This window comes from Alcanivorax sp. DG881, from assembly GCF_000155615.1.
In the GTDB taxonomy this organism is placed as follows: Bacteria; Pseudomonadota; Gammaproteobacteria; order Pseudomonadales; family Alcanivoracaceae; genus Alcanivorax.
This window is the reverse complement of sequence record NZ_DS989915.1, coordinates 2,495,074-2,508,731: the sequence shown is the minus strand read 5'-3', so window position 1 is coordinate 2,508,731 and position 13,658 is coordinate 2,495,074. Positions and strand designations below refer to the sequence as shown.

Below are 13,658 nucleotides of genomic sequence, written 5' to 3'. Positions count from 1 at the left end.
TCGCATTACGTGGCAGCGCAGGTGGTAGGCCTGTACATTTTCTCCTAGTATCGAACAAGACCGATCCAGTGAATCCGGTACCGATAAAAAAATCAGGGGAGTTCATCATGAATAGGGATATTCTCGGCAAGCTTTCAGCAGCCGTTGTGTCACCGCGTTTCCGTCAATCTCTTGTCGCCCTTCCTGTGGCCGTGCTGATCACCGGTTGCGCCACCACCGCGACCCAGACCCGCACAGCCAATGAGCGGACGCTGGAATCCCTGCAACAGCCCAGCGAACAACAAGCCTGCTACGACCGGGAAAAAGAACCCTACACCCCGCTGGTGGATGCCCACTTTCACCCCCGCCCCTTCGGTGGCGCCGCCATTCCACCGGAAAAGCTGCACACCATGCTGGAAGACCAGGGTGTTCGCGTTGTGAATTATTTCGGCATCGGCCAGATACTGGAGCTGGATTCCGGCTGCAACTACTACCTGGACTGCCCCGGCGTTACTGCCGAGCCGAGCATCAAGAACGATTTCGTCAATGGCATGGAAACCGTGGCCTACCCCAACGACAATTTGCACATCACCCTGTCCATGACCTTCATGGACCTGGCGCATCCGGAAAACGTGGTGGAGCTGATCGAACTGTATGACCGGGAGTACCCGGGCATGTTCAGCTGGAGCGGCGAGCTGAATGTGGTGAAACAGGCGCTACTGAAAAACAATCACGAACCGGCCACCATGCAGAGCATCGATCAATGGGCGCCATTCATGGCGGTGCTGCAGGAACGTGGCATTCCCGTTACCTTCCACTCCGACCTCGGTAACGACGCCAACCCCACCGAACACTTGCCCTTGATGAAACATATCCTCGCCACCTACCCGGATAACAAGATCGTGTGGGCGCACATGGGGCTCTCCAAGGAATTGGGCAAGATGAACCCGGTGCAGCATGTCACCATCCTCAAGGGGCTGCTCGACAAGTACCCCAACCTGATGCTGGATATCTCCTGGGACGTGCTTTACAACGAGTATCACCAGTGGGGTGATATCTACATTCCCTTCTTTAACGAATACTCCACCCGCATCCTGCCAGGCACCGACTTTGTGGCGGCTGGCTACAAGGCAGATGACCAGTATGGCAAGGAGCTGGAAGTCACCAGTCGTGCCCTGAAAGCCCTGGACGACGAGGCATTCCATAACATCGCACTGGGCGCCAACTACTTCCGTCTGATGGACCTGGATTACAACGCACCCAACGTTTGCCCTGCAGATGACACCAGCAAAAGCGGATAATAAAGGACTCGGGAATGCGAAAAATCACCTCTTCTTCGGCAGCGCTCTGCGCTGCCTTGCTTGCCAATCCGGTACAAGCTGAAACCACCGACCCGGCGGTGGAAAAACAGCTTCAGGAACTGCGCTCCCTGCGCCAGAACCTGGAGCAACAGAGCCAGGAGTTCGATCAGCGCATCCAGCAGCTGGAAACCGAACTGTACGGGGAAAGCACACCGGCCCCCCAGCGCCCTGCCGATAATCCTGGCAGCAGTTTGGGCTACCGGCCGGGCAAAGGCTTTAACCTGTTCAACTCGGACATGGGTGAAGTCAACTTCGGGGTTTTCAGCTACACCCGCTATCTGAATCAAAAGGATTTCGAGCGCAGCTATACCGATGATTTCGGGCGCACCTCGAGTGTCGATCCGCGTAATGACTTCCAGTTCCAGAAGGTAAACATCAGCTTCAGGGGCTGGATCTTTGATCCCAAGCTGCATTACCTCTTCTACACGTGGACGTCCAACACCAGCCAGGGCGACCCGGCACAGGTGGTCGTGGCCGGTAACCTGGGGTACCACTTCAACCCGGCGTTCAAACTCTATGCCGGTATCGGTGCCTTGCCGTCCACGCGCTCCACCAACTACACCTTCCCGAACTGGCTGAAGAACGATCATCGCACCATTGCGGATGAATTCTTCCGCGGCTCATACACCACCGGTATCTGGGCGGAAGGTGAAATTGCCGAAGGGCTGATGTACCGCGCCATGCTCGGTAACAACCTGAGCCAACTGGGGGTCAGCGGCAGTCAGCTGGATGACGGACTCAACACCGCATCGGGTGCCCTGTGGTGGATGCCCACCACCGGGGAATATGGCCCGGGCGAAGGCCTGGGGGACTACGAGTTCCACGAACAGCTGGCCACCCGTTTCGGCATTCACTTCACCCACAGCCGTGAAGATGCCCAGGCGCAGCCCGGTACAAACTCGTTCGAAAATTCCCAGATTCGGCTGTCCGACGGCACCCTGATTTTCCAGGCGGATCCGTTCAACAACGGCACCGCCATCGACCAGGCCACCTACCAGATGGCCGCCGCCAATGCGGGCCTGAAATACCGGGGCTGGTTCCTGGAGGCCGAGTTCTACCATCGCTGGGTGGACAAGTTCGATGCCAACGGGCCACTGCCGGTGGACGAACTGGACGACAAGGGGTACCAGGTACAGGCGTCGATGATGGCCATCCCGAAAACCCTGCAACCCTATGTGGCCTATTCCGAGATCCAGGGTGAGTACGGCACGCCCCACGACCTGAGCGTGGGCTTCAACTGGTTCCCGTTCAAACGCAAGGAGTTCCGCTTCAACGTGCAGGGCCTCTACCTGAAGGATTCACCGGTGGGGTACAGCAGTGTGCCATTCCAGCTGGGCGGTAACGGCTGGGCCTTCACCACCGATATGGTGCTGGCATTCTAAAACCACCCCGCAGGCCTCTCGGTTCGAGGCCTGCCCACTTCTCCCTTCTTACGTTCCGACACCCACTCGCCAAAGACGTCTTGACCCAGCATGCGGTTATTGCGCGTCAGCCTCACGCGCCGCTTTTGCCGCAGAGACTGGCGCAGAGAGCTTGTCCGCATGGCGCGGCGTCGCTCGCGCAAAGTGCGAGTAGATCTGCTGAAGATCCGCTTCCATATCATCGCCGGGATAAATCACCACGGGGAACGAAAAGGTCTTTGCCTTGTAGTCCGCCAACGCCAGAATAATCGGCACGTTGGCCTGGCGGGCAATGTGATAGAACCCCAGTTTCCATTGGTCTGCATTGCTGCGGGTGCCTTCCGGGGTCACCGCGATCAGCAGTTTCTCACGCTCTGCAAACGCCGCCACAGTTTGCTCAACCATACCGCCGGCCTTGCCCCGTTCAATCGGCATGGCCCCCAACGCGTGCAACAGCGCCCCCAACGGCCCCTTGAACAGGCTGCTTTTGATCATCACGTTGACGTCTTTCTGCAGCGCGGAGCGGCTCACCAACGCCAGCACACCATCCCAGTTGGAGGTATGCGGGCCGCCGGCAATCACTGCACGGTCGATATCCGGGAAGGGGCCGGCTGTCCAGCCGGTGAGCCGCAGCAGAGCCTGGCCGATTCGCTGCCCCAATGGCACACGGGATGGCCCGCCTGTGGACTGGTTCTGCATACCCTACCCTCAAATGGTTGTTATCTTTCGTCCTGCGGACCGGGCCGCAGCGTAACAGAGCACCGCAGTATATCGGATAGCCCACCGCACCCGCATTGACGACAACCACCCCGACTTGCCCTGTCACCGGTCTGCCTCTGTATAATTGCCCATCAAGACACGCTCATTACTGCCGACAGGACCCCTTATGCCGTCTTTCGATATTGTTTCCGAGATTGATGAAGTCGCCCTTCGCCACGCGGTGGATAACGCCAACCGCGAGCTTTCCACCCGGTTCGATTTCCGCGGCGTCGAGGCCAGCATCGAGCAGAACGGCCTGGCCGTTACCCTAAAAACCGAATCCGATTTTCAGGTTCGCCAGCTGGAAGAACTGTTCGGCAAAGCCTGCCTGAAACAAAACATCAGCGCCGCCGGCGCCGACAAACCGGAAGAGCCTGAACACAGCGGCAAAACCTTCTCGCTGACCCTGACCTTCCGCCAGGGCATCGATCAACCCGTTGCCAAGCAGATTGTGAAGCAAATAAAGGAAAGCAAGATCAAGGTGCAGGCCTCGATCCAGGGTGATCAGGTACGGGTGAACGGCAAGAAGCGCGATGACCTGCAGGCAGTAATGACATTGCTGCGGGAATCAAAAATCGAAACGCCGCTGCAGTTCAATAATTTCAGGGACTAAACCACACCGTTCTATTCAACCGCTCAAGCATCAGTAACCGATTACAGGAATCACTTATGTCCGCGTCCACTTCCGCCGTACAGCGGCTTAATATGTTCTGGTTTCTAGTGCTCTCCGCCCCCATGCTGATCGGGATCGCCATCGCCGGACTGGTCTGGTTTGGTAACTACACCGCCTCCGTTGATCTGCTGCCGCAGGAAACCCTGCGCATGGGCGCCATGGGGGCTATGGGTTTGATGCTGGTGGTAGCACGACCACTGCGTAATGTGCTGCTATCCCCCTCAGCCATCGCCGGCCGCCAGGCCCAGACCGTTACCCCCGCCGACCCTTCCGACGATCAGGCGGTTGCCAAAGTGCAGGCCAGCATGTTCATGCTGCTGGGCATGCTGGATGCGGTTTCCATGGGGGTGATCGCCCTCAGCCTGATGCAGGCGGATGTGCTGCTCGCGTTGCTCAACGGCGTCTACACTTTGGTGCTGGCCGTCATTGCCCGCCCGGATTTCGCTGCATTAGTCGATGCCACACGTAAACAACTGATCCATAACGGGTAATACCCACATTCGCGTTCTATTGAACACCTTGCGACATGTCTTGTTAATGAACACTGTTTAACAAAAGAGACGCCAGCGCGTACAACGTAGCCCATGACCGATAACAAGGAGAATCCTCATGGGTTTCAGGAATCGATTCCAACGTCTTCTCGCCACGGTGGCGCTGACACTCAGCGCCCTGACCGCCACTCAGCACAGCATCGCCGCCGGGCTGATGGCCCCCGTCGACAGCAACCTGCCACCGCTACAGATCCGCGAACAGCATGTCACTGTGGATGTGGAAGACGGCTATGCCATCACCGAAGTCGAGCAGGTGTTCCACAACCCCAATGATCAGGACCTGGAAGCCTACTACCGCTTTCCGGTTCCCGAAAAAGGCACCGTGGCCGAATTCACCGTATGGATCGACGACAAACCGGTGATCGGTGAAGTGCTGGAAAAAGAGCAGGCCCGCCAGGTATACGAGCAGGAAAAAGCCGCCGGCCGTGAAGCCGGGCTCACCGAGAAAGACAGCTACAAGGCGTTTGATGTGAAGGTGCAGCCTGTGCGCGCCGGTCAGGATACCCGGGTGCGGCTGGTCTACATGCAGCCTGCCTCCGTGGATACCGGCATCGGCCGTTATGTGTACCCGCTGGAGGAAGGCGGCGTGGACGAGAAGAAGCTGGCCTTCTGGACCGCCAACGACAGCGTTGAAGAACACTTCAGTTTTACCCTGAACCTGCGCAGCGGCTACCCGGTGGATGCACTGCGGCTGCCCAAACATCCCCAGGCACAGATCCAGCAGCTGGGCCCACAACAATGGCAGGTAACACTGGACAACCGCACGGCCACCGCCAGCAGTGAAGAAGAAACAAACAGCGAGAACCCCAACTTCGCACCACCGGCTGCCAACGGCCAACCGGCCAATGCCTTCACCCTGGACCAGGACATCGTGGTCTACTGGCGCCACCAGCAGGACCTTCCCGGCAGCGTGGATCTGGTGGCCTACAAGGCACCGGGCAAGGACCGTGGCACCTTCATGCTCAGCATCACCCCCGGTGATGATCTGCCCCCGATCACCACCGGTAGCGACTGGGTGTTCGTACTGGATATTTCCGGCTCCATGAGCGCCAAACTGGCCACCCTGGGCGACGGCGTCAGCCAGGCACTGGGCAAACTGCGCGGCGGCGATCGCTTCCGTATCGTGCTGTTTGATGACCGTGCCGAAGAACTCACCAGTGGCTTTGTAGACGCCACCCCGAACAATATTCGCCAGTACACGAAAAAGGTCATGCAGCTCCAGTCGCGGGGAGGTACCAACCTGTTCGGCGGCCTGAGCCTGGCCCTGAACCCACTGGACGCAGACCGCCCCACCGGCATCGTGCTGGTCACCGACGGTGTGGCCAACGTGGGCAAAACCCAGCAAAAAGATTTTATCGACTTGCTGGAAAACCACGACGTTCGTCTGTTCACTTTTGTCATGGGTAACAGCGCCAACCGGCCCATGCTTACCGCCATGACCAATGCCAGCAACGGCTTTGCCATCAGCGTCTCCAACAGCGATGACATCGCCGGGCAGATTCTTAACGCCACTGCCAAGCTCACCCACCAGGCCATGAATGACGTTGAAATCGATATCGACGGGGTACGTACCGCAGATCTCCAGCCCCAGCGCATCGGCAGCATTTACCACGGCCGTCAAATCGTGCTGCTCGGCCATTACTGGGGCGACGGCCCGGCAAAAGTCACCCTGCGTGCCAACGTGGCGGGCCAAAACAAGCAGTACAAAACCCGCTTCAATTTCCCCGCCCAGGGCGGTGACAACCCGGAGCTGGAACGCCTGTGGGCCTATGCCACCATCCAGGACATGCAGCAGGAGATTAATTATTTCGGGGAGGAAAAGGACCTGCAACAGGGCATCGTGGATCTGGGCCTGGAATACGGCCTGGTTACCAACTACACCTCCATGGTGGTGTTGCGCGACGAAGTGTTCGCCGAATACGGTATCGACCGCCGCAACGCCAAACGCCGGGAAATCGAAAAACTGGCCAAGGCCCAGCGTCAGGCTAACGCCCCCACCAGCAACCGTGCGGACACCGCCCAGCCCATGTACACCAGCAACCGGCCGTCCTATAGCAGCGGTGGTGGTGGAGGCGGTGGCGCCTTCGGTATCGGAGCGCTGCTGCCCTTCCTTATCCTGCTGATCGGCGGCGGGTTGCGTCGCCGCCGCTGATCCTGCCAACGACAACAAACCTTCCCGGACAGGTAGCCCTGTCCGGTTTTTTTCGTCTTAGCCCCGAGGCTTCGGCAAAGGGCAGGCAGCCCCCTGTCGTGTCACTCCTGCCGGCCTTCGATGGCAGACATCAACACCCCGGCAGCAATCCCCAAGCGCTTGTCCAGCCGGCCCTCACGATCGGCACTGAAATCCACATCCAGCTTCAGAATGAAGGGATTGAAGCGCTGGCGATACTCGGCTACGGGGCTCTCCCCCACGGTGGCGTGGTAGTGCTGCGGAAAGAAAAAAGCCAACGCTTCGATATAGCGGCGCACCAGTGCCTTGAGCATGGAGTCTTCCTGCAGGGTACCGATTTCCTGGCCACCACTATCCAGAAAGGTCCAGTGATCGCGCAGGAACGACGACTTGAAGCCCGACCGCCGCAGCGTCCCCACATGCTCATCGCTTTGCGAATCATGTACGTCATAGGCGCCAGCGAAATCGAAAATGCTGCGAGTGGAAATTCGCAGCAACTCCTGGTCCTGACTTTCGTCCGCGTAAAGCCGGATGTCTTCGCGGATGCGGAAGCGCTTCATGTTGGAGTAAAGCGCCAGTTCCCCATCATCCGTATAAAGGTGGAACGCATCACCGAAGAACCGGAAGAACTTGCGGCGAATGGTGTAGCGTGGATGTTGAAAGCGCACAGCGTGCGTCATGACTTGTTCTCCATCAGCATTCGGTGAAACCCTCTTCTGTATTCAGGGAACGCAACCCCATCACCAGGGCAGCACGCTGCCATCGGAGTGCCAAAAGGTCCCGCTGTTTTCCAGGGTCAGGGCGTCCATCCGCGCAATCAGATCGCTGGCCGCTTCTTCCACCGTCAGATTACCGCTCTGCCGGGTCATGTCAGTCTGCACCCAGCCCGGGTGCAGAATCGCCACCGCAATGCTGCGCGCCGCCAAATCCACCGCCAGGGACTTGCCAACCGCATTCAGGGCAGCCTTGCTGGCCCGGTAGCCGTATTTGGCGCCGGAGGTATTATCCGCCATGGACCCCATTCGCGAGGTCATCAGGCCCACCTTGCTGCCCGCATGCAGGTTGCCCAGCAAGGCCGTGGTGACCCGCAGCGGCCCCAGCGTATTGACCTCAAACTGGTCGCGCATGGCGTCAAAATCCATGGCGTCCACCGTTTCACTGCACATGATGCCGGCGTTGTTATAGAGCACATCTACCGGGATCTCGCCCAGCGCATTCTGCAGGTTCATCACCCCGTCCGCGGTGCTCACATCCACGCCATCGATCACTTTGGCGCCGCTTTCCAACAGCGCTGCAGAGGGCTGGCGGCAAGTGGCCAGCACGGTATCTCCTCTGGCACACCACGCCTGCGCCATGGCAAGGCCGATTCCGCGATTCGCTCCGGTAATGACTATTGTCTGACCCACAACTTTCTCCTTTTGCCTGATTCAACAGATAGTTACCCTGAACCTGTTTCGCATTCAACACCAGCGGACAAGCCACATTCACAGGCCCCTGTGGCGGTGGTTTGCCTCTCTGTCCGTAAACCCCCTTTTTTGTCCGTGTCTCTTTGCTACAGTGAGTGTCCATTCTCAAGCCAAGGACGCGAATCATGAGCATTGCAGTTGGCGATACCCTTCCCTCCATCACCCTGAAAACCAACGGCCCAGACGGCCCGGAAGACCTCAACACCGGGGAATTTTTCAAAGGTCGCAAGGTGGTGCTGTTTGCCGTACCCGGCGCCTTCACGCCCGGCTGCTCCAACACCCACATGCCCGGCTTTGTCGTGAATGCCGACGCCCTGCTGGACAAGGTGGATGCCATTGCCTGCATGGCTGTTAACGACGCTTTCGTGCTGGATGCCTGGCAGAAAGACCAGAACGCCGAGCGCCTGACCATGCTGGCAGACGGCAATGCCGAGTTTGCCAAGGCGCTGGGGCTGGAACTGGACGCCACCGGTGGCGGCATGGGGATGCGCAGCAAGCGTTTCGCCCTGATCGCCAACGATGGCGTGGTGGAATACATCGGTGTGGACGCCAAAGGCGTGGACAAAAGCAGCGCCGACACGGTGCTGGGCCAGCTTTAATTTTACCGGTACAAAGGATGCCTGTAGCCAGCCTGGCTGCAGGCAGCCTGCCACAGACAACACTCTCTCTATTTTGCGGTTTTGAATAAACGGAGAAGACGCCAGGCATTCGGCGTCGCGCACGTCACCTCACCACTTATATCTCCAGGGCAAGCCCCAGGGTAGCGGTAAAGTCGTCTTTTTCCGGGGTAATGCCGTCGCTGTCTGGTTGCGGGCTTTCAATCCGCTTCCAGGTACCCGCCAGCCTCAGGTCCAGACGGCTGGTCAGATCCACGTCCAGCGCCATATAGAAGTCATGCTTGGCACGGCCCGCGTCCTCTTCCGTCAAGGTCACCTGGTAATCAATCTGGAAATCGATATTGTCGGTAATATCCTGATCGTAATAAGTGCCCAACAGCAATGCAGGCGTAGACACGGTACGGTCTTCGCCGGGCGCCACGTCCACGTACTCGGTACGCTGATAGCCGGGACCGGCCGAGACCGTCCAATCCAGCTTCGGCGTATCAAAAATCTGGTACCCCGCACCAAAACCTACCGTCCATTCTGCTTCACGGTTCTGGAACGGATCACGGTAATATTCCGCCTGAATCGGCCTGAAAAACCACTTATGGCTGATCCGATAATCATGACTCAGGCTCGCCGTGTGGTTATTGGCCAGCTGCTCGGACTCCGATTCCGAATAGTTACCGGTATAACTCATCTTGGTATTATTCTTTACCGTGCGGCGTTTCAGTGAAACCTTGGTGTTCAGGTCTTTCTGTTCCACGTTACCACTGCGGAAATTCAGGCCCACCGAAACATCTGCGGTCCACAAATCAAACTCTCTGGGTGAAGCCGAGGCAATACCCACGACCTGCGGAAACTCAACCGGTTCACCGCCCACCAGCAGTTTGCCCCGCTCCGTGGTTAAACGCCCCAGGATCACTTCACCGCCATCCAGCAGCACCGACATGACGCGCCCCGTGCGGATATAGGCCACGTCTTCCCAGTCAATCGAAATCAGATCGAAATGATCACTGTCGATTTCCACCGACTCTTCATGCAAGACCTTTATACGGCCCTTCACCCACTCACCAGTATCCAGCTGAATCCAGTCCCATTGCTGCACATCAAAGCTGGGCGGTTGCCAGATCTCCGGCGGGGTACTGGCCGTGTCAAAGGTTTGGTCCGCTGCAAAGGCGACGGCAGGAAAGGTGCCGACAACCAAACAGGCAGCCCAGAAGGCTGCCTGTTTGGTTGTCTGGCAGGAAGCACTGCCAGACGAGAAAGGTCGGCCGGCCATTACCGGCCAGCCATTAACAACGACTTTTTTCATTACTTACCATAAGGTGCGGCTTCGTACGGGTTGCCCCCCAGCGCTGCGGAGATATCAGCAATGGCTTTCTGGGCACGTACGCTGTTACCGGCCGCATCCAGCGGCGGGGAAATAGCCGCGATGCCGAACTTGCCCGGGGAAACGGCAATAATACCACCGCCCACACCACTCTTGGCAGGCAGACCGGTTTTGTACAACCACTTGCCCGCATCGTCATACAGCCCGGCCGTCGCCATCACCGCCAGAATTTCCGGCATGTCTTCCGGGTTGACCAGCGACTTACCGGTAACCGGGTTGGTGCCTGCATTGGCCAGAGTGGCTGCCATCATCCCCAGATCCTTCGTGTTGACACCCACAGAGCATTGACGGGTATAAATGTCGGTGGCCTGCAGCGGGTCGCCTTCTATATGGCCGTAGGCATACATCAGGTGAGCAATCGCCTGGTTACGCTGGTTGGTGGCAGCTTCCGACTTGTAGATATCTTCCAGCACGGTCAAATCCCGACCGGCAAAATCACTGTAATAACCGAGAATCTTGTTCCAGATTTCGTTGTAGCTCTTGCCCTGCACCATGCTGGTGGTGGTAATCGCACCGGCATTCACCAACGGGTTCATTTCATGGCCCTGGTTCTGCTCGATGGCATAGATGGAATTGAATACCTGGCCGGTGGCGTCTACGCCCACATTCTTGGGCAGGGCATCAATGCCTTTTTCCTCTGTCACCTTGGCCATGGTGAAGACCTTGGAGATGGACTGAATGGACACTTCCGATTCGATATCACCCACGGTGTAGACTTTGCCGTCCACCGTCACCAACACGATACCGAAGATGTTGGAATCCACCTTGTCCAGCGCCGGGATGTAATCCGCGTTGGCGCCTTCCTTCAGGCCCTTGTACTTGTCGTAGGCCTTTTTCAATTCGGCATTGATGTTCTTTTCGGTGAGCTTGCTGTCCACCGGAGACGCCGCTGGCGCCTCGTTTTCTGCCGAGCAGCTGGCGCTTGCCACCGCCAGCATACCGGCAAAAAACAGGCTGAAGAACTTACGTGAATATTGCATTACTCATGCTCCCTCTGAGAGATTCCGGCTTCCACTTAAAGCAGATTGCCACTGGAAAAACTGTATTTGACGCTGAACTGGACACGGCGGTCGTAACCCTTGTCACCGTCATTGGCGGTGCGCTTACCAAACAGGTATTCCACCCCCATCATTACCTTGTCATTAGGGGTATAGAGCAAGTTGGTGGAGGCATACTCGCCCTTATTGAAGGCATCCGGGCCCTGGAAATCCGTGTTGTCGATTTCGGTAGAGCTATAGCCAATAGCGGAACTGTAACGGTCATTCCAGGCATGTTCGTAATAACTGATCAGGCCGGTCAGTGGCACCACCTGGTAATCCGGATCAATGGCATTACCATCCGGCGCCATATCGACCCCACCGTCGTTCATGTAGTTGGAAATACCATCACCATGAACTACACCCAGAATCAGGCGGTCTTTTTCCAGCAAATTGATCGTCGTGGTCAGGTTAACGCCCCACCCCAGCTCGCTGTCGTCCGGGCTCCCATCGGGAGCGCCGGGAGTGTCATAGCCCACTTGGCGCAAGATACCCGCTACCTGGAAGTGCCCCCAATCGCCAACCTGGCGGAAGTGCGCAGTGAGATCAGGGTATTCGTTATCACCCGCAGTGGTATTCGGATCCAGCCCGTTATCTACCCCGCTACCCGGAGTTTCAATCGCGACTGCCACGGTCTGGTCGCCCTGCACCGGCGTCCAGCGAATCTGCGGATTACGCAGGAACACCATGCCGGACGGGCCCCAATAGTCGATCACATTAGGGAACACATCCCCGTCCATGAAGACACTGTTAGTTTGCCCGGCCAGAATGGATTTCCACTCGCCGTAGGCATGACGCAAACGAATCGTCGTCTGACCCTCATCCGGGCCGACGCCGTACATATCGAATTCGAATTTGGTAGTCAGTTCACTGTCACCGGCCATGGTGCTGGCATTCACACCCAGACGGCTCTGGCGAACACTCAACGTGGCCTGGCCGTCACTGCCAACGGAGGACGCGTTGGTGGGAATACGGCTGGGGCGCAACGCCCCCACCCAATCCGGATTGGGTCGATCAAACGCCTGTACATAATCCACCATCCCGAAGCCGTAAACTTCGAAAGAGGAATCCGCCAAGCAAGTGAGAGGAGCAAGAAGCAGCGCTGTACCGAGGGTGCGCCTGGAAGCGAGAGTACCCATGATCATCATCCCTGTTCATTGTTTTGTTAATCGCCGCCATTCCCGGGCAGAACTGTTGAGCACCCCGAGCTGCAACGTTAAACCAGTGATCCGCCTCCGATAGAAGCACAAATTTTACAGAGTGTCACGATAGTCCCACCCAAAGCTTTTCAAAATGGTGACACGTCTTACAGAGCCTTAAAAAACACACGCGGTTGTCTATACTGGTGGTTAAGCTTAACGGCATGGCGACACGCCAATGTGACCAGGATATAACCCACTACTCACAACCCACGGGCAACCTCATAATGAGCATCCTTCAACTGCCCCATGCGCGCCCCGATGTCATCCTGATCGACTGGCATGCCACCTTGGTGGATACCCATGACGCCATGTATCACGCCGTGGATGACATCCTTCCCCAACTAGAAAATCTCGACCTGTGGGACCGGCTGCTGGACCCGGATGAATCCAAAACCATTGAAGACGCCAAGCTGCTGATTTATGTGAAAGATCACCATCGGCTGCACCCGAAAATCGTGTCTCAACGGAAGATTTCCCGCACCGATATTTTCGAAGTGCTGTTCGGCAGTGATCAGGATGCCAAAGGGCGCGCCCACCAGGCGTTTGACCAGGCCTACCGAAAATACGTGGCCGAGGTGCATCCACTGGAACCGGACATTCGACCGCAACTGGAACACCTGCGTGAGCTGGGCGTAAAAACCGGGCTGATCTCCAACCGTAAACGGGAATTTCTGGAGCATGAACTGGCGCTGGTAGACGGCACCGGCTGGGAAGACCTGTTCGATGTCGTGGTATGCGGCAGCGATGTGGAAAAACGCAAACCCTCACCACAGATGCTGTTGAAGGCCATGGAGATGCTCAACAGGCCTCCCGCCGAAAGCTGCTGGTACGTGGGCGACAGCACCACCGACGTGATTGCCGCCAAGGAAGCCGGCGTCACCTCCATTTTCTACAATGGCGCGGGCTGGGATCAGGCCTGGCTGGACAAGATTTTTCCGCACACGGTCAAACACCCCCACCGCCCGGATGCCGTGGTCGGCAGCATTGCCGAACTGACCACCCTGGCCCGCCACTTGCTCGCCCAGCACAAGCGCGTGGAACGGGCCCGCCCCTGAAAACCTCTGCCGC

Annotated in this window: 13 protein-coding genes; 7 read left to right on the top strand and 6 right to left on the bottom strand. The window is 57.7% G+C overall.

Annotated features, from left to right (window positions below):
- The first annotated feature begins 107 nt into the window (after positions 1 to 107).
- Positions 108 to 1,280 (top strand): amidohydrolase family protein, encoded by a 1,173-nt coding sequence (locus tag ADG881_RS11385; protein ID WP_050760152.1) that lies wholly within the window; start codon positions 108 to 110, stop codon positions 1,278 to 1,280.
- A 14-nt stretch (positions 1,281 to 1,294) separates the two neighbouring features.
- A complete protein-coding gene (locus ADG881_RS11380) occupies positions 1,295 to 2,722 on the top strand; it encodes a hypothetical protein (protein WP_007148389.1) in 1,428 nt (475 codons plus the stop codon).
- A 96-nt stretch (positions 2,723 to 2,818) separates the two neighbouring features.
- Here the strand turns inward: ADG881_RS11380 and ADG881_RS11375 are convergent, their stop codons facing one another.
- Entirely contained in the window at positions 2,819 to 3,439 is a 621-nt protein-coding gene (locus ADG881_RS11375; RefSeq protein ID WP_007150593.1) for a 1-acyl-sn-glycerol-3-phosphate acyltransferase, read from the bottom strand.
- A 187-nt stretch (positions 3,440 to 3,626) separates the two neighbouring features.
- Between ADG881_RS11375 and ADG881_RS11370 the strand changes: the two genes are divergently transcribed.
- The 3 genes from ADG881_RS11370 to ADG881_RS11360 all read left to right on the top strand — a co-directional run bounded on the left by ADG881_RS11370 (position 3,627) and on the right by ADG881_RS11360 (position 6,875).
- Positions 3,627 to 4,112 (top strand): YajQ family cyclic di-GMP-binding protein, encoded by a 486-nt coding sequence (locus ADG881_RS11370; protein WP_007151374.1) that lies wholly within the window; start codon positions 3,627 to 3,629, stop codon positions 4,110 to 4,112.
- Between the two features lie 56 nt (positions 4,113 to 4,168).
- The gene (locus ADG881_RS11365; protein ID WP_039926658.1) at positions 4,169 to 4,663 is read left to right on the top strand and encodes a hypothetical protein; all 495 of its coding nucleotides are present in this window, start codon (positions 4,169 to 4,171) and stop codon (positions 4,661 to 4,663) included.
- A 118-nt stretch (positions 4,664 to 4,781) separates the two neighbouring features.
- Positions 4,782 to 6,875 (top strand): VIT and VWA domain-containing protein, encoded by a 2,094-nt coding sequence (locus ADG881_RS11360; RefSeq protein WP_039926657.1) that lies wholly within the window; start codon positions 4,782 to 4,784, stop codon positions 6,873 to 6,875.
- A 101-nt stretch (positions 6,876 to 6,976) separates the two neighbouring features.
- On the opposite strand, the gene ADG881_RS11355 is transcribed toward ADG881_RS11360, so the two are convergent.
- A complete protein-coding gene (locus tag ADG881_RS11355) occupies positions 6,977 to 7,573 on the bottom strand; it encodes a hypothetical protein (RefSeq protein ID WP_039926656.1) in 597 nt (198 codons plus the stop codon).
- A 60-nt stretch (positions 7,574 to 7,633) separates the two neighbouring features.
- Positions 7,634 to 8,299, bottom strand: coding sequence for an SDR family oxidoreductase (locus ADG881_RS11350; protein WP_039926654.1), 666 nt, complete (start codon positions 8,297 to 8,299; stop codon positions 7,634 to 7,636).
- A gap of 185 nt (positions 8,300 to 8,484) precedes the next feature.
- Between ADG881_RS11350 and ADG881_RS11345 the strand changes: the two genes are divergently transcribed.
- On the top strand, positions 8,485 to 8,958 hold the full coding sequence (locus ADG881_RS11345) for a peroxiredoxin (RefSeq protein WP_007150699.1): 474 nt from the start codon (positions 8,485 to 8,487) through the stop codon (positions 8,956 to 8,958).
- Positions 8,959 to 9,094: 136 nt separating this feature from the next.
- Here the strand turns inward: ADG881_RS11345 and ADG881_RS11340 are convergent, their stop codons facing one another.
- The 3 genes from ADG881_RS11340 to ADG881_RS11330 are packed head-to-tail and all read right to left on the bottom strand — an operon-like array spanning position 9,095 to position 12,428.
- Entirely contained in the window at positions 9,095 to 10,273 is a 1,179-nt protein-coding gene (locus ADG881_RS11340) for a YdiY family protein (protein ID WP_007150671.1), read from the bottom strand.
- Positions 10,273 to 11,331 carry a glutaminase A gene (gene glsA / locus ADG881_RS11335; RefSeq protein ID WP_007149637.1) on the bottom strand — a complete coding sequence of 353 codons (1,059 nt, stop codon included), beginning with the start codon at positions 11,329 to 11,331 and terminating at the stop codon, positions 10,273 to 10,275. The genes ADG881_RS11340 and glsA overlap by 1 nt, the downstream gene beginning before the upstream one ends.
- Before the next feature lie 35 nt (positions 11,332 to 11,366).
- Positions 11,367 to 12,428 (bottom strand): DcaP family trimeric outer membrane transporter, encoded by a 1,062-nt coding sequence (locus tag ADG881_RS11330; RefSeq protein WP_007149681.1) that lies wholly within the window; start codon positions 12,426 to 12,428, stop codon positions 11,367 to 11,369.
- 386 nt (positions 12,429 to 12,814) lie between these two features.
- Here ADG881_RS11330 and ADG881_RS11325 point away from each other — a divergent pair, with 386 nt between their 5' ends.
- Complete coding sequence (locus ADG881_RS11325) at positions 12,815 to 13,645, top strand: HAD family hydrolase (RefSeq protein ID WP_007151379.1); 831 nt, start codon at positions 12,815 to 12,817, stop codon at positions 13,643 to 13,645.
- Positions 13,646 to 13,658 lie beyond the last annotated feature (13 nt).